Source organism: Aerococcus sp. HMSC062A02 (assembly GCF_001809535.1).
Lineage (GTDB): Bacteria > Bacillota > Bacilli > Lactobacillales > Aerococcaceae > Aerococcus.
Genome location: NZ_KV797925.1, coordinates 66,078 through 81,377, shown reverse-complemented (window position 1 = coordinate 81,377; position 15,300 = coordinate 66,078). Strand labels below are relative to the sequence as shown.

Sequence of the window (15,300 nt, the reverse complement as noted above, 5' to 3'; positions counted from 1 at the left end):
TAAGATAAACACTACCCGAGCCCCAGTCGAAAGGGGGGCTTGGATAGTGTTTGTTTAAGTGTATACTAGTCTAGGTTTATTGTATCATGAAATTATGGGAAAACCTATTTATGGGAAGTAAAGAAATTATAAAATAAATTCAGATGAATAAATCAGAGTTAAAAATAAATAAAAGAAAGTAAAAGAAAAAACTTGAAAGCGAATGAACTTTCGTCTACAATATAAATTAGGAGGACAAGAAATGTTAGCACAGGAGCGTTTGGACCGGATAGCTGATTATCTGAAGCTTGGACAATCAGCGACCGTTAAGGAATTAGCCCAAGAGTTTGGAGTATCAGAAGTAACGATTCGAAAGGACTTAAATGAACTCGAAAGCAAAGGCTTGATTGAGAAGGTCTTCGGCGGTGCCATCTGGTTGGGGCCTGATCAGTTGATTCGTACCGAGATCAAACCGGATGTGAAGCAAGATACCCGCCAAGAAGACAAGGCCCGCTTAGTGGAAGAAGTTTTAGAAAATATTTCGCTTGGCGACAGTCTCTTCTTAGATAATGGAACAACCAACCGTTTGTTAGTCGCAAAATGTCGCCAGCATTATGATGTTTTAACAATCATTACTTGTGATTTAACCATTGCCCTTGAAGCGACCCAAGCCCCTAATTATCGGGTAATTCTATTAGCGGGGGAGTTATCCAACCTATCGAAAACAAGCCGTGATTTTGCTGCAGTCGATCGTTTACGTTCCTACCGTGTAGACACAGCGATTATGGGTTGCGATTCTTTCTCTAAAGAAGGGGTCTATACGACTTCAAATGAGAAGGCGGCGCTCAAGTCCTCGGCATTAGAAATCGCCAACCATCGTATCTTACTGGCAACAGGCGAAAAAAGTCGCCGGGGCAGCCTCTTGCGTTATGCGTCTATGACAGACTTCGATAAGTTGTACACCAGTCAGGATGCTGATTTGGATGGTTTGCATGATATCAGTCACTTAGAAATCAAAATTTGTTAAGGAGTGTATGATAATGACTAAAGAATACGTTGTACTAACTATGGGCGACCCAGCAGGCATTGGGCCTGAAATTGTCTGTAAGTCTTTTGCCAAAGAGGGGGTCTTCGCTGAGGCCAATGTAGCGGTGGTAGGCGATGCGGATATCCTAAAATTAGCAGATGAAATTTGCCAGACTGGCTTGACTATCCATCCGATTAATTCCTTTGAAGAAGGCAAGTATGAGCCAGGTACCCTGGATGTTTTTGACCTCAATAATGTCAATATGGATACCTTCGAGTGGGGCAAGGTATCTGCCGAATGTGGCAAGGCTTCTTACGATTACATCAAGAAAGCCTACGAATTGGCCAAAGATGGCCAAGCAGCCGCTATGGTAACGACAACGATCAACAAGGAGTCATTATCTGAAGCAGGAATTAAACAACTCGGTCACACCGATATTCTCCAGGACCTAACTGGTGTTGATGAGCCCTTGACCATGTTCGAAGTCAAAGGCCTACGCGTGACCTTCTATTCTAAGCACGTGTCTTTAAAAGAAGCCTGCGACTTAATTTCTAAGGAAGGCATCAAGCACTACACCAAACGAACCATGGACGCTCTAAAAACCTTGGGGGTTGAAGATCCGTCTGTTGCGATTGCCGGTTTAAATCCCCACTGTGGGGACGGGGGCCTCTTCGGGACGGAAGAAATTGACTCTATTATTCCTGCCGTGGAAGAAATGCAGGCTGAAGGGATCAAAGTTTACGGCCCAATCGGAGCTGATTCCGTCTTCCACCAAGCTCTAATGGGTAAGTATGATGGGGTACTTTCTCTTTATCATGACCAAGGTCATATCGCGACGAAGATGGTTGACTTTGACCGGACCATTTCCATTACCCATGGTTTGCCTTTCTTAAGAACATCAGTTGACCACGGGACGGCCTTCGATATTGCGGGGACTGGTGTAGCTGATGAGATCAGCTTGGATGAAGCGATTCGTCTAGCCTGCCACTATTCGGGACGCTTCAAAGCTGCACATGAGCAAGTTTAAATGATTATAAAAGGATGGGCCGAGGTCTTTACCCAGGGACCATCCTTTTCTATTCTAATAAAATGTAAACGCTTTAATTATAAGGGGGATATTTATGCGGACTTTAATTATTGCGGACGATATGACGGGGGCCAATGTCTCCAATTCATCGCTCGCTAAAAACGGCTATAAAGTTGGAACAATTAATAATGCCAATTATATTGCAGACTATGAAAACTATGACGCTTTAGGAGTTCATACGGATTCACGGGGCATGGAAGCTGAAGCGGCCTACCAAGCTGTGGTGGACAAAATGGCCTCTGTTAAAGGCCTCCAGGTTGATTTTTATAATAAACGGATTGATTCCACCATGCGTGGCAACTGCGGAGCGGAGCTGGATGCTATTTTAGACCAGGTCGACGAGGACACCCTGGCCATTGTAGTGGCTTCCTATCCCGATTCAGGAAAGATTGTTATCGGCAATTACATGCTGGTGGATGGGGTGCCATTAGAACTCACAGATGTGCGGAACGATCCGACAGCACCCGTTGATTCTTCCAAGATTTCAACGATCTTTATGGAGCAGACCGACCGTGAAATTGGCGTGATTACGGTTGAAACCATCATGCAGGGTCAGGAAGCCATTACAGACACCATGCTGGCTCTCAAGGACAATGGGGCAGAGATTATTGTCGTCGATGCCTTTACGAATGAAGATATTGAGACCATCGCCCAAGCTACTCTGGCTATGGATCTGCCCTTTGTTGCTGTGGATCCCGGTCCCTTTACTTATTACTTGGTCAAGAATTCAAGCCAGGATACAGGCGTGAAGACCAAACAGAAGATGCTCTTTACCATTGGTTCGGTTTCGACCATCGCTATTGCCCAGATCGCCCGCTTCCGGGCAGAGCTAGCGCCCTATGTGGTGAAGATCCAAGCCGAGGACTTGCTCTATGACGGCCCGGACCAAGCAGAGATTGACCGGGTGAAGAATAAAGTCCTCCAACACTTAGACGATAACCAGATGTTCCTTGTCGCCACCATGATGCAGAAGGAAGACAAGCTGGACCTCAAAGCGGCAGCCCAGAAAGCTGGTCTGACTGTCCGCCAGGCTTCCGAACGTATCAGCGATAAGGTCGCAGAGATTGGCTCACAGATTGCCCTAGCCATGGGCGACCAGCTCGGGGGCGTCTATACTTCAGGCGGGGATATCACCAAGGCCTTCTTAGAGAAGACAGGAACCACCGGCATCCAAATTAAAGATGAAGTCATTCCCCTGGCGGTCTATGGGACCATTATGGGCGGTGACTTAGACCATAAGAGTATTATTACCAAGGGTGGTCTCATTGGCGACGAATACACCCTCTATGAATGTGCCGACTTCTTAGCGACCAAGATTGCCAGCAATTACTATGTAGAAGAAGGTGTTCACCATGTCAGCTAGTACACAGATTATCCTCGCCTTAATCTTTGCCATGGTCCTCTTGATCTTCATGCTCACTAAGACCAAGATCCACGTCTTTCTCGCTTTGATTATTACGAGTTTACTCACGGGTATCCTTGGTGGCATGGACCCCATTGAAACCGTCAATACGATTAAGGAAGGTTTCGGGACCACCCTAGGGAACTTAGGGATCCTCATTAGTTTCGGTGTCATGATGGGGAAATTACTAGAAAAATCGGGAGCCGCTGAGCGAATTGCCCGCAGTTTCCTCAAAGTTTTCGGTAATGGTAAGGAAGAAATGGCCGTTAATGTCACGGGTTATATCACTTCCATGTCCATCTTCTGTGTGCCGGGTTTCGTTATTCTCTTCCCTCTGCTCAAGGTGATCTCCCGTGCTAAACGTAAGTCCATCGTCTCTTTAGCCATTGCGACAGCAGGTGGCCTTGTCCTCACCCACTCCATTGTGGTTCCAGCGACGGGGCCGATTGGGACAGCGGGGATCTTCGGCGCTGACCTCGCTCAGATGATGTTCTGGGGGATTGTGATTACCATTCCCATGGCTATTGCGCTCGTAATCTACGCCCGCTATATGGGCAAGCAGATCTACCGCCTGCCCGATGAAAGTGGAGAAGGCTGGCTTGAAGGCGACCAAGCCCGTGCTTTAACGGGTCAAGAAATTGCCGAAGAACAGACCGACCAAAAAGATCTGCCAGGGACTTTAGTTTCCTTTGCTCCCATTATTGTGCCCATCCTCTTGATTCTCGCCGGCACCTTTGCGAGCCAGGCAGAATCAAGCTCCTTCTTCATCCAAAGTATTGCCTTCCTAGGCCAACCGGTCTGTGCCCTAGGGATCAGTTTGCTCATAGCTATTATCTTCCTCAGCCGGTCCATGACCCGGGACCAAGCCTTGGCCTTCATGGACGAAGGGATTGCAGGCGGGGCTAAGATTCTCCTGATTGTGGGAGCTGGTGGCGCTCTAGGAACGATTGTAAATGCTTCTGGCGCTGGGGATGTGATTGCCAATTATATTGCCGGCACCTCAATTCCACCAATCTTATTGCCGTTGATCATTTCGACTTTAGTACGTTTCATCCAAGGCTCAGGGAATGTGGCAGCTATGACCGCCGCTTCGATTACGGCTCCTATCATGGCCACTCTAGGTGTGAGCCCCGTCTTTGCTGCCTTGGCCGCTTGTGTGGGTTCCATGTTCTTCTCCTACTTCAATGATTCTTACTTCTGGACCATTAATGAATTAATTGGTAATGAGAAGGTAAAGGACCAGATCCGCACCTGGTCTATCCCGACCACCATCTGTTGGGCGATCGGGGCCATGATGATCCTTGTCCTCAATGCTTTCTTTGGCTAAGAATGCAGAGGCTGTGATAAAAGGCCTTTAGCTCTGAATCACTGGAACAAGTTAAAAACTTCATATCTTAAGGGCTGGACCTCTTGCTCCAGCCTTTTTTATGTGATTATAATTTTTTATCATCTACGCCCCTAGAAAGGAATATTTGCCCAGTTCTTTGAATCAAAGGAGTCTCCCCTACCCATCCCACCCCCTAGCCTTTATAATAGGTAGAGAGGTGATAATATGCGAAAGATACGAATGATTCTACTGGCTCTGGTCTGCGTGCTGGTCCTCGGGGGTTGTCAATCGAGGCAGAAGGACCAGGAGACTTATAAGATTGGGGTAGCGACGGACCGGGCGGCGGAGATTTTCCGTCATGTGGGCGACCGTTTGGAGAAGGAAGAGGGCATTAAGATCGAACCAGTTGTTTTCAGCGATTTTGTCCAACCCAATGTGGCCCTAGCGGAAGGGGATATTGCGGCTAATGCCTACCAATATGCGCCCTTCCTGGCAGACTTTAACCAGTCCCACCAGACAGACCTGGTTCCCCTGGGCTATTTATCTGTTGAACCGATGGGGATCTGGGCCAAGTCAGGAATCGAGAGTCTGGACCAAGTGCCTGACGGGGCGCGGATTGCGGTGACCAATGATCCCATCAATACGGGAAATGCCCTCATTCAGTTAGAGAAGGCGGGGCTTTTGACCCTCAAGGATTCCACTGGCCCTGTACCGACTAAGGAAGATATTGCCAATAATCCCAAAAAGCTAGACTTTGTCGAGATGGACGGGGGCCAGGTGCCAAGAGCTTTGGGAGACACAGAGTTGATCTTGACCGGGGTAACCATCGCCAGTGAAGCTGGCTTGGACAAGGAAGCGGCCATTTACTTCGAAGATACGACCAATACGTCCAAACTCTTCCGCTTGAACTTCGTCGTTCGCCGCGAAGACTTAGATGATCCCATCCTAAGAAAGATCCTCGACTATTACCAGACTGATGATACTGTCCGCTATGCCCAAGAGACGGGATCAGGCACCTTCTATCCCGGCTGGGGACCAGGCGAAGATGCGACCAAGGATTATGAAAATTTCGCCCAAGCAAGCTCTTAAATATAAGCCCATTAACAAGGCCTAGCCGCTCTGGCTAGGCCTTTAATAGTAACTGCAAAATATTTTCATTGAGCCCTTACATAAATTTAGTTATTGTTTGAATATAGCTTAATAATATGATAAGTTTTTCTTAAAAGGAGGAAGAAGTCATGCTAAAAATTGCTGTATTTATTAAAGATCCTGTTTTCAGGGAAAAACTTGTTGAGATAATTAAAGGCTATATTATGATTAACGCTTGGGACATCGAAATTACAGTACAAGAAGATGTTATAGAAAATTTTTTAACAAACTGCTCTAAAGAAGCATTATCTTCTTCCCTTTATTTTTTTGATTTAGATGCTGTAGATACTCTATCCGGACAATTGGACTTATTAATAAAAGTTAGAAAACAGGACCCACATGGCTATATTGTCTGTATGGGGGAAGATGATAGTAATCTAGATAAGATCATTAAGCATCATATAGAACCTTTAGATTTTATTTTAAAATCAGGTTCAGAGATAGATGTGAAACAGTATTATGGATGTTTAGAGAGCTATTACTTAAGGCAATTTGATGGGGAGGATACAGAAAGAGAACCAGTTTACCTAAAAACATTAGATCAAGTCATTTTTTTACACCCCGCACAAGTCTTATTTTTTGAAACATCAGATCGATCGCGGAAAATCAAGTGTCATTTTATTGAAAATAAAGAAGAAAGAATTGTCGAATTTACAGGAAAATTGAAAGATATTGAAACATGGTCTAGACATTTTTTTCGAACGCATCGGTCTTATGTGGTTAACTTAAATTATATCCACAGTTACCAAGAAGAGGATAAGCTGATTAAGTTAGTAAATGATGTATGGATTCCTATTAGTTATAAAAATCTGGGTCATTTGAAAAATATTTTTGACGATAGGGATATATTATAAAGAGACTAAGTAAACGATCAGTGCATGGGCAAATTTTAGTTAAAAATTTGCCCATGCACTTTTAAGTAACTAGGGTAAAGAGGCTTTTAATGAAATTAAGTGCAAGTTTTATGGCTTATGATGCAGTGGAATTCTATTCCAGCTAGTTCACTGCAAGATATAGCTGTTCACTGTATTTATAAGGATTTAATAGGGATTTATGCTAACATGAAGGTAAAGAAAGCGCTTAATATATTTTGCTAAGAAAGGAGAGCTTATGGAAGTCGAAATTAAACATCTGAGTAAGCGTTACAAAGGAAATGATTTCTATTCCCTTAAAGATGTCAACTTATCGATACAGGATGGTGATATCTTAGGTCTCATTGGCAAGAATGGGTCCGGCAAGTCAACCCTCCTTAAGATTTTGGCCAAGGCACTTCGTCCGAGTGAAGGCCAAGTTATATTGGATGGGGAAGATTTATTTGCTCGACATGGACGTTTGGACCGTTGTGGACTCCTGATTGAGACGGTCTTCTACCCCCAACTGACCGTTGAGGAAAATTTGAATTTCTTGATTGAACTTCACCATGATGAAGCCTATCGAAAGAATGTACGTCCTTTGTTAGAATTGGTTGATTTGTGGGAGCGCCGTGAGGACAAACCCTCGAGTTTTTCTTTTGGGATGAAACAGCGCTTAGCCTTGGTTATGGCTCTGGTGAATGAACCGGACTTTATTATTCTAGATGAACCTTTTGTGGGTTTGGATCCTTTAGGGGTTGAGAAGTTGATTGAAGTCCTGCAAAAAGCAGCGATTCAAAAAGAGACGAGTATGATCATTTCCAGCCACCAGCTCAATGAATTGAAGGCCATTTGCAATCGCTATGTCTATATCGATGAGGGGCAATTAACGCAAAGCTTTGGCCAGGAAAGTGATGGCTTGCATTTAATCTTGAGTCGAGAAATTGACTTGGAAGATTATTTAAGCCCAGAATTGCTGGCAGTAGCAGAGCTTTCGGATGACAGACGAACCCTTACCATTCAGGTCCAGGCGACTGGAGACCAACGCAATGCCATTATCGCACGTTTAGCCCAAGACCAACTGATCCAGGACATGCAGCAAGGCAGCGGCTTAGATTCTTATTTTAAGGAGGGACGCTAAATGGGACACTTAATGAAAGGCCAGGCACATTTATTTGCTAAGGAGAAGGAGACCTGGTTATTTGTTGCTTTTGCAGCTTTCCCTCTGTTATTACTCATTGTCCGACTATTCAATACTAATTTTATGCAACTTTCAGCTGATCCAGGATCGATGGACTTTATGACTTTTTTTGAGGCAGTTGTCTATGTGCAGTATAATTTTGGCCTTCCTACCATCGCTTTGATTTACTTGGTAGCAGTTAATGTCGGGGATGAGATTCGAAATAAGATCCTCTACCTCTATAAGGATATTCCTAAAGGCAAGCTATTATCGGCCAAGCATCTGACTCTAGTCGGTGTCTATGGCCTTTATGTACTCCTCACCTTCCTAGCCTGTCTGATCACTTACTACACGACTTTGATTCGAGAAGACTATGCTAGCGGAGCGTTTATCGGAGAGGTTTTTTGGACAGAAGATGCTTTGAATGCGGTAGGGATTTTCTTGATGAGTATTATTATTATCTATTTGGCTAGCTACCTTTCCATTCACTTCGGCAATGGTTTGACGATGACTATTGGTGTGCTTTTCTATCTCTTTTCTTTAGTTGCCTCTGGTATAGACTTTACGCGATTTCTCTTTCCTACAGGCTTTGTTGCCTTCTTTGAAAAACAGAATGCAGGTTTTGTCCTCCTCTTAATGTTCCTTTGCTTCTTTATTTGGATAGCAATCCTAAGATTTTTAGCAGGAAAAGCTTATCAGAAAGCCGAATATTAGTCTTAGATAAGATAAAACAACCGCCCAACTCGGTCTTAAGCGATCGAAGTTTAGCGGTTGTTTTGTCTTTATTTAACCAGATCCTTAGCCAGCTCAAAGCAGCCGATGGTAGCAGCGTTGTCTTCGAGTCCAGGGGTTTGGATGTAAGTGTTGACGTCTGGAGTATCGATGTAGTCATTGACTAGTTCCTGGAATTGGTGGTGGATGCGCTCGAGGAGGTGGGATTGTTTCATGACGCCACCGCCCAGGATGATCTTCTCAGGCCTTAAGATTAGGCTGGTGTTGTAGGCGCACTGGGCTAGGTAGTAGGCTTCGATTTCCCAGTAGGGGTCGTTTTCAGGGATTTCAGAACCTGGCAAGCCGATCCGGTCTTCGATGGCGGGGCCAGCTGCCATACCTTCCAGGCAGTATTGGTGGAAGGGGCAGTTTCCGGCATAGGGGTCGTCAGCGTGAGACCGGACCAGCATATGGCCCATTTCGGGGTGGCTGAAGCCCTGGATGAAATGGCCGTCCTGGATGGCGCCGCCCCCGATGCCGGTGCCAATGGTATAGTAGACCAGGCTCTGGCAGCCTTGGCCCGCGCCAGCCTTGAATTCCCCGTAGGCTGCGGCATTGACGTCCGTGGTCCAGGCGATGGGGAGGTCAAAGTCTTGCTTGACGCGACCAACGAAGTCATAGTTCTGCCAGGCCAGTTTAGGGGTCGATGTGATATAGCCGTATGTGGGGGACTCGGGATGGATATCGATGGGGCCGAACGACCCGATCCCAATGGCTTGGAGGTCCTGGGCATGTTTTTGGAAGAAGTCAGAGACCTGGGCCAGGGTTTCTTCGGGTTCAGTGGTAGGGAAGCTTACCTGGTCGAGGATATTCCCCTGGTCATCGCCGACTGAGCAGACGAACTTGGTCCCGCCGGCTTCGATTGCTGCATAAGTCATGTCATCGCACCTTTCTCTTCTTAGATTCAAATTTATTTTAACATCTTTCATTGCAAAAGGGGCCAGCCAGGGGCCCCTGTTTATGGATTTACTATTACACGCTCTACTCTACTATAGTAGACTAGTTATTCAACTCAGTTTCTATAGCAGCACTTTTGAGCGGTAGTGGAGTTTTGAATTTGGGCCTTAGCCATGAATAAGCAAGCGATGTGAATTACGGATAGTAGGCGTTAAGCCGTACTAGCCGTTTGAAGGCTCGCTAGGCGAGAGACCTTGGCTCGAGCCGGTGCCATGGCTTTTCAAGGCCTAAATTCAAAAACGGAACGAACGCTCAAAAATTAAGGAGCTAGCTATTCATGAATACTAAGCACATCTTGGTCGAGGCTAAGTTTGCCTTCGTTTACCACTTGGATGTCTTGGTAGTCTGCTGTATTGGTAATAATTTCCATCACGGTGGGGTCGTAGCCGGCTGCCTTGATGGCTTCGATGTCGAAGTGGCCGAGTTCTTGCCCCTTACTTACCTGGTCGCCTTGTTCGACTAGGCTTTCGAAGCCTTGGCCTTCTAGGTTGACGGTGTCGATACCGATATGGATGAGAATTTCAACGCCTTCCTGGGTCTTGATGCCGTAAGCGTGCTGGCTGTCATAGGCGACGGTAATTTCACCATCTGCGGGGGCGTAGACGGTCCCCTTGTCGGCATCGATAGCCAAGCCGTCGCCCATCATTTTCTGTGAGAAGACGGGGTCGTTGACGTTCTCCAGGGCAATGAACTGGCCGCTAGCTGCTGGGCCGATACTGAGGATAGAGGACCCCTCGTTTGAAGAGTCTTCTTCTTGGCTTTGACTCTCTGCTTCACTTGCTACAGCGGCTTCTTCTTGGGCGGATGTTGCCCCGACCGCTGCGGTTTCAGCTGCGGGTTGGGCTAGTTTTTTCCGGCCGTAGAGATAGGTGAAGGTGAAGGAGAGGACTAGGCTCAGGACCATGCCGATGAGGAAGGGACCCCAGGAGTCGGAACGGATGGAGATGAAACCGATCAAGCCGGCTGATCCCATAGCGCTCGCCAGGACATGAAAGAAGCCGATGAAGGCGCTGGCGATCCCTGAAGCGATCATGGCGCAGAAGAAGGGGAAGCGGAGCTTGAGGTTGACCCCGAAGATAGCGGGTTCTGTGATGCCCAACATGGCAGAAACACTGGAAGCGGAGGCCAAGTTTTTCACCTTGTCGTCCTTGGTCATCAACATGACCGCAAAGCAGGCACCACCTTGAGCCAGGTTAGCCATACAAGCGACAGGGAAGATGAAGGATCCTCCTGTCTGGGCAATGTTGGCGATGAGGGTGGTTTCGATAGCGGGGAAGCTCTGGTGGAGTCCAGTAATGACGATTGGGGAGTAGAAGGTCCCGAAGATCCCTAAGCCGATTGCCCCTGTGGTTTGGTAGAGCCAGACTAGGCCATTGGTTAGGCCGTCCGAAACGGTCCGCATGATGGGGCCGACCAGGACGAAGGTGAGGAAGCCCGTGATGATGAGGGTGAGCATAGGGGTGAAGGTGGAATCAAAGGCCGCTGGAATCTTCTTATGGAAGAATTTTTCCAGTTGGGCGAGGATCCAGGCCACGGCTAGGACGGGAATAACGGATCCCTGGTAGCCGGCTTGGGCCACATTCAGGCCGAAGATATTCCAGAAGGGCATCTTGCCTGCTGCGGCTACATTGGCGACGTCATAGCCATTGACCAATTGGGGCATGACCATGGCCATCCCCATAGCAGCTCCCAGGTAGCCATTGCCGCCGAAACGTTTGGTGGCGGAGAAGCCGATTAGGACGGGCAGGAAGGCGAAGGGGGCAGAGGCAATGAGGTTGACCATGTCCACCAAGTCGGCCAGGGCGGGGTAAGTCTCGATAACAGACTTGGCCCCGAAGAGGCCTTCTGCCGTGAGCACATTGTTGAGAGCCATGAGCAGGGCGCCCCCAACCAGGGCAGGGAGAACTGGGACGAAGATATCCGACAGCACCTTGACGAAGTCCATCAGCGGATTAGACTTACCCTTGTCTTGGGCAACCGCCTTGAGTTCTTCGGTCGAGGTTTCCTTAGCATTGGTTAATTGGGCGAGTTCAGCGTAGACCTTGTCAACATCCCCCGCTCCGATAATAATCTGATACTGACCATTTACCGAGAAGGTTCCCTTGACTCCGGGATTATTATCCAGGGCCTCCTGGTCGATTTTATCTTCGTCTTTGAGCACCAAGCGTAGACGGGTCGCACAGTGGGCGGCGGCCTGGATATTATCCGTGCCCAGCGCTTTCACAACATCTTCAGCAACTTTTCTATGGTCCATAAGTAATCTCCTTCCTTGAAAACGTTTTACTTGCCTTATATGATACGCGGAATTCACAAAATGTCAAACGTTTATCATAAAAAAATCAAATTATTTTAAATGGGGAAAAGAACAGCTGTAAATAATCAATTAGAGCCTGTTAAACGATTGACATAGTAAGCGATTTCAGCTATGCTTATTTAAAAAAGAAAGCGAGTGATAGGAATGGAATGGATCAGAGATTGGACACGGGAATTACGCTATACCCCTTATGCGGACTGGCCTGAGGGTTACCAAGACTCCTTGCGCAAGTCCCAAGCGGCTTCGGATTGGCGGGCGGTCTATCATATCCAACCAGCCGGGGGACTCTTGAATGACCCCAATGGTTTTTCGTATTTTAATGGGCAATGGCAGCTTTTCTACCAATATTACCCCTATGGCCCGGTCCATGGCCTGAAGTCCTGGTACCATATGACGTCTGATAACTTGGTCGATTGGCAAGACCAGGGCCTAGCCCTCCAACCGGATACACCATACGATTCCCACGGGGTCTATTCGGGTTCGGCCATTCCGGTTGGAGACAAACTCTTCTTAATGTATACCGGCAATGTTCGAAATGCTGATGGGGGCCGAGAGACCTATCAGATGGGGGCTTGGCTAGACCAAGAGGGAAATATTGAAAAAATTGACCAGGTCTTGATCCACCAACCCCAGGGCTACACGGCTGACTTCCGCGATCCGCAAATCTTCCGCCACGACGGCCAGTACTGGATCTGCATCGGGGCCCAGACAGTCAACAAGGAAGGCCGGGTCCTCATGTACAAGAGCGATGACCTCCTCAACTGGGAGATGGCTGGGGAATTGGACCTGGGCCAAGCTGACCTGGGCTATATGGTGGAGTGCCCCAACCTAGTCTTTATCGACGACCAGCCTGTTCTTATCTTCTGCCCTCAAGGCCTGGACCAGGAAACGGTGGCTTACGCCAACATTTATCCCAATATGTATATCGTGGGGCATGCTTTCGACTGGGAGAACTTAGCTTTTGTCGATCCGAGTCCCATGCACTTAGTTGACCAGGGCTTTGACCTCTATGCGACCCAGGCCATCCAAGCTCCAGACGGGCGTGTCCTCGCTGTGTCTTGGTTGGGCCTTCCGGATATGGCAGCAGTGACGGCCGAGGAAGGCTGGGCCCATTCGCTGAGCCTGGTGAAGGAATTGACACTAGAAGAAGGGCAGCTCTACCAGCGACCTGTTGACGAGCTGCATGTCTTGCGCCAAGACTCGCGCGACTTTAGCTTGGACATAACGGAAGACCGCCAGCCTTTGCCGTCTCTATGCGCGGGCCAGGAAGAAATCCAAATCCACCTAGAGCCAGGCAGCCGAGGACGTTTAGAGCTCTTTGCTGCAGCTGACGTTGGGGGCGCGGTCGTCTTAGATTTTGATTTAGAGGCTGGCCAGTTGACCCTGGAACAAACGGCAGCGGGCTTACGGGCGCCGTCTGCTTATGGCTATCAGCGAACTCTTGACTTGCCAGCTGGCCAGGCCCTGGATCTGACCCTCTACCTTGACCATTCTTTGTTGGAGATTTTTGTCAATGGCGGGGCAGAAACGCTGACAAGTCCAGTCTATCCACGGTCTAAGGAGGCAGGCCAGACCTATATCCAAGGAAGTGGCCAGGCTTCGGGTCAAGTCTGGGCCTTGCGTGCTATGAAAAACTAGTTTTTCGATTAAATATAAATAGAAAGAAGTGACAAGATGGCGGTGAAATTAACAGACGTTGCTGAGCGGGCGGGAGTGTCTGCCACCACAGTTTCTCGGGTGATCAACAACTATGGCTATCTGAGCCAGAAGACCATCGACAAGGTCCACCAAGCCATGGCCGACTTGAACTACCAGCCCAACCAGCTGGCCCGGTCTCTCCAGGGCAAGGGGACCCATCTTATTGGGGTGATTATGCCCAGCGTGGCCCACCCCTTCTACGGCGAGCTCGTTGACCAAATTGAAAAGCTCCTGTCTGAGCGCGACTACCGGATGATTCTCTGCGACAGTGCCGACGCCCCTGATAAGGAGAAGGCCTACCTGCGCATGTTGGTCGCCAATCAGGTGGATGGCATTATTGCGGGCGCCCATAACCTGGGTATTGAGGAGTACCAGACCATCCAGGCGCCGGTCGTCTCCTTCGACCGTTACTTGTCTGATCGCATTCCTATTGTAGGAAGCGACAACTACCAGGGGGGCGAATTGGCAAGCCGTTTCTTAGTGGACAAGGGCTGCCAAAAGATTGCCTGCCTGACTGGGTCCCTGGCTTCGGATTCACCGACTAATGACCGGCTGGCCGCCTATGAAGCCGTGATGGCAGAAGCGGGCCTAGTCAAGCAGGTCTATTCCTTCTTGCCCAGCCAGTCGCCCCTGGTCAAGCGGTCTGAAATCAAGCGCCTGCTCCAGCAAGAGACTTGGGATGGCGTCTTTTGCACCGATGACCTGACCGCGCTTTTGGTCTACCAGGAAGCCCAAGCTCTTGGGATGCGCTTGCCTGCTGATTTGAAGCTGATCGGCTATGACGGCAGTCAATTGATGCAGGATTATTTCCCCTACCTGACCACCATCGTCCAACCCATCGCCGCCTGTGCGGAACAATTGGTTCACCTGGTCTTGGACCAGATTGACCAGGGGACAAAGATGAATGCTCCAGCCCCAAATTACAAGTATCCCGTTTCAGTTTGGACTGGGTCAACAGTCTAGCTGGCTATTAGAGATCTAAATTATAAGAAGAGAGTGTGACAAAAGTCGTTCAGGCCTGAACCACTGGAGCGAACTATGTCCAATCGTTTGCAAACGATTGGACATAGTTCGTGAAGTGGATGTCAGGTCTGACTTTTGGAGCAGATTTTTGAAAAAAGGTTCGTTTTTTAAAAAGAGTTTGGAACTTTTGTCCCAGCCTTTTTTCTCTTCTTTATTGGATATCGGTCTGGTGGGGCTTTCGAATGGCGTCTCCGTTAGCAAGTAGCTAGTAGCTGTCTGTGTTCAGGATCTATGAGCGCAAATAGCTGACACGAATTTGTGTTCAGGGTCTATGAGCGCAAATAGTTAGTACCTATTTGCCTTTAGGAGCCCCGAGTGCTAGTTAGGATCAATCAGCAATTCAAAGCTCCCCACCCTCTTGCTCACACCCTGTCTAGTCAGGTTCGCAATTCCAGACTTGAAGTGACTTCACCCAAGCCTAAGCGCCAAGTCTCACACCCTGTAGTCGGGTTCGCAAGAGCAGCTTTGGAGCGCTTTCGCAAGTTGGAAAGGTGCAAGCGGGGCTTGCCCTTATTCCAACTTACTCCAAGCATCC

General features: G+C 48.2%; 12 protein-coding genes. 10 read left to right on the top strand and 2 right to left on the bottom strand.

Annotation, left to right across the window (positions count from 1 at the left end):
- Nucleotides 1-241: 241 nt before the first annotated feature.
- The 8 genes from HMPREF2626_RS05105 to HMPREF2626_RS05070 all read left to right on the top strand — a co-directional run bounded on the left by HMPREF2626_RS05105 (nt 242) and on the right by HMPREF2626_RS05070 (nt 8,716).
- Nucleotides 242-1,006 (top strand): DeoR/GlpR family DNA-binding transcription regulator, encoded by a 765-nt coding sequence (locus HMPREF2626_RS05105; RefSeq protein WP_070618356.1) that lies wholly within the window; start codon nt 242-244, stop codon nt 1,004-1,006.
- Between the two features lie 13 nt (nt 1,007-1,019).
- Nucleotides 1,020-2,033 (top strand): 4-hydroxythreonine-4-phosphate dehydrogenase PdxA, encoded by a 1,014-nt coding sequence (gene pdxA / locus HMPREF2626_RS05100; protein ID WP_141744587.1) that lies wholly within the window; start codon nt 1,020-1,022, stop codon nt 2,031-2,033.
- Between the two features lie 94 nt (nt 2,034-2,127).
- On the top strand, nt 2,128-3,456 hold the full coding sequence (locus HMPREF2626_RS05095) for a four-carbon acid sugar kinase family protein (protein ID WP_070618350.1): 1,329 nt from the start codon (nt 2,128-2,130) through the stop codon (nt 3,454-3,456).
- Nucleotides 3,446-4,822 (top strand): GntP family permease, encoded by a 1,377-nt coding sequence (locus HMPREF2626_RS05090; protein ID WP_070618347.1) that lies wholly within the window; start codon nt 3,446-3,448, stop codon nt 4,820-4,822. Before HMPREF2626_RS05095 ends, HMPREF2626_RS05090 begins: the two co-directional genes overlap by 11 nt.
- A 225-nt stretch (nt 4,823-5,047) precedes the next feature.
- A complete protein-coding gene (locus HMPREF2626_RS05085; RefSeq protein WP_083294354.1) occupies nt 5,048-5,911 on the top strand; it encodes a MetQ/NlpA family ABC transporter substrate-binding protein in 864 nt (287 codons plus the stop codon).
- A gap of 149 nt (nt 5,912-6,060) precedes the next feature.
- Nucleotides 6,061-6,825, top strand: coding sequence for a response regulator transcription factor (locus tag HMPREF2626_RS05080; RefSeq protein WP_070618341.1), 765 nt, complete (start codon nt 6,061-6,063; stop codon nt 6,823-6,825).
- A gap of 256 nt (nt 6,826-7,081) precedes the next feature.
- Nucleotides 7,082-7,963, top strand: coding sequence for an ABC transporter ATP-binding protein (locus tag HMPREF2626_RS05075; RefSeq protein ID WP_070618338.1), 882 nt, complete (start codon nt 7,082-7,084; stop codon nt 7,961-7,963).
- Nucleotides 7,964-8,716, top strand: a complete 753-nt coding sequence (locus HMPREF2626_RS05070) for a hypothetical protein (protein ID WP_070618335.1) — start codon at nt 7,964-7,966, stop codon at nt 8,714-8,716.
- Between the two features lie 68 nt (nt 8,717-8,784).
- On the opposite strand, the gene scrK is transcribed toward HMPREF2626_RS05070, so the two are convergent.
- Both scrK and HMPREF2626_RS05060 read right to left on the bottom strand, forming a co-directional pair.
- A complete protein-coding gene (gene scrK, locus HMPREF2626_RS05065) occupies nt 8,785-9,651 on the bottom strand; it encodes a fructokinase ScrK (protein ID WP_070618331.1) in 867 nt (288 codons plus the stop codon).
- A 350-nt stretch (nt 9,652-10,001) separates the two neighbouring features.
- On the bottom strand, nt 10,002-11,984 hold the full coding sequence (locus HMPREF2626_RS05060; protein WP_070618328.1) for a sucrose-specific PTS transporter subunit IIBC: 1,983 nt from the start codon (nt 11,982-11,984) through the stop codon (nt 10,002-10,004).
- Between the two features lie 204 nt (nt 11,985-12,188).
- Between HMPREF2626_RS05060 and HMPREF2626_RS05055 the strand changes: the two genes are divergently transcribed.
- Nucleotides 12,189-13,682 (top strand): sucrose-6-phosphate hydrolase, encoded by a 1,494-nt coding sequence (locus HMPREF2626_RS05055; protein ID WP_070618325.1) that lies wholly within the window; start codon nt 12,189-12,191, stop codon nt 13,680-13,682.
- Nucleotides 13,683-13,718: 36 nt separating this feature from the next.
- On the top strand, nt 13,719-14,705 hold the full coding sequence (locus HMPREF2626_RS05050) for a LacI family DNA-binding transcriptional regulator (RefSeq protein WP_070618322.1): 987 nt from the start codon (nt 13,719-13,721) through the stop codon (nt 14,703-14,705).
- Nucleotides 14,706-15,300: the final 595 nt, after the last annotated feature.

Excerpts from the sequence above, each read along its gene's own strand:
- HMPREF2626_RS05105 (WP_070618356.1), top strand. The coding sequence starts at position 242 with ATGTTAGCACAGGAGCGTTTGGACCGGATAGCTGATTATCTGAAGCTT.
- pdxA (WP_141744587.1), top strand. The coding sequence starts at position 1,020 with ATGACTAAAGAATACGTTGTACTAACTATGGGCGACCCAGCAGGCATT.
- HMPREF2626_RS05095 (WP_070618350.1), top strand. The coding sequence starts at position 2,128 with ATGCGGACTTTAATTATTGCGGACGATATGACGGGGGCCAATGTCTCC.
- HMPREF2626_RS05090 (WP_070618347.1), top strand. The coding sequence starts at position 3,446 with ATGTCAGCTAGTACACAGATTATCCTCGCCTTAATCTTTGCCATGGTC.
- HMPREF2626_RS05085 (WP_083294354.1), top strand. The coding sequence starts at position 5,048 with ATGCGAAAGATACGAATGATTCTACTGGCTCTGGTCTGCGTGCTGGTC.
- HMPREF2626_RS05080 (WP_070618341.1), top strand. The coding sequence starts at position 6,061 with ATGCTAAAAATTGCTGTATTTATTAAAGATCCTGTTTTCAGGGAAAAA.
- HMPREF2626_RS05075 (WP_070618338.1), top strand. The coding sequence starts at position 7,082 with ATGGAAGTCGAAATTAAACATCTGAGTAAGCGTTACAAAGGAAATGAT.
- HMPREF2626_RS05070 (WP_070618335.1), top strand. The coding sequence starts at position 7,964 with ATGGGACACTTAATGAAAGGCCAGGCACATTTATTTGCTAAGGAGAAG.
- scrK (WP_070618331.1), bottom strand. The coding sequence starts at position 9,651 with ATGACTTATGCAGCAATCGAAGCCGGCGGGACCAAGTTCGTCTGCTCA.
- HMPREF2626_RS05060 (WP_070618328.1), bottom strand. The coding sequence starts at position 11,984 with ATGGACCATAGAAAAGTTGCTGAAGATGTTGTGAAAGCGCTGGGCACG.
- HMPREF2626_RS05055 (WP_070618325.1), top strand. The coding sequence starts at position 12,189 with ATGGAATGGATCAGAGATTGGACACGGGAATTACGCTATACCCCTTAT.
- HMPREF2626_RS05050 (WP_070618322.1), top strand. The coding sequence starts at position 13,719 with ATGGCGGTGAAATTAACAGACGTTGCTGAGCGGGCGGGAGTGTCTGCC.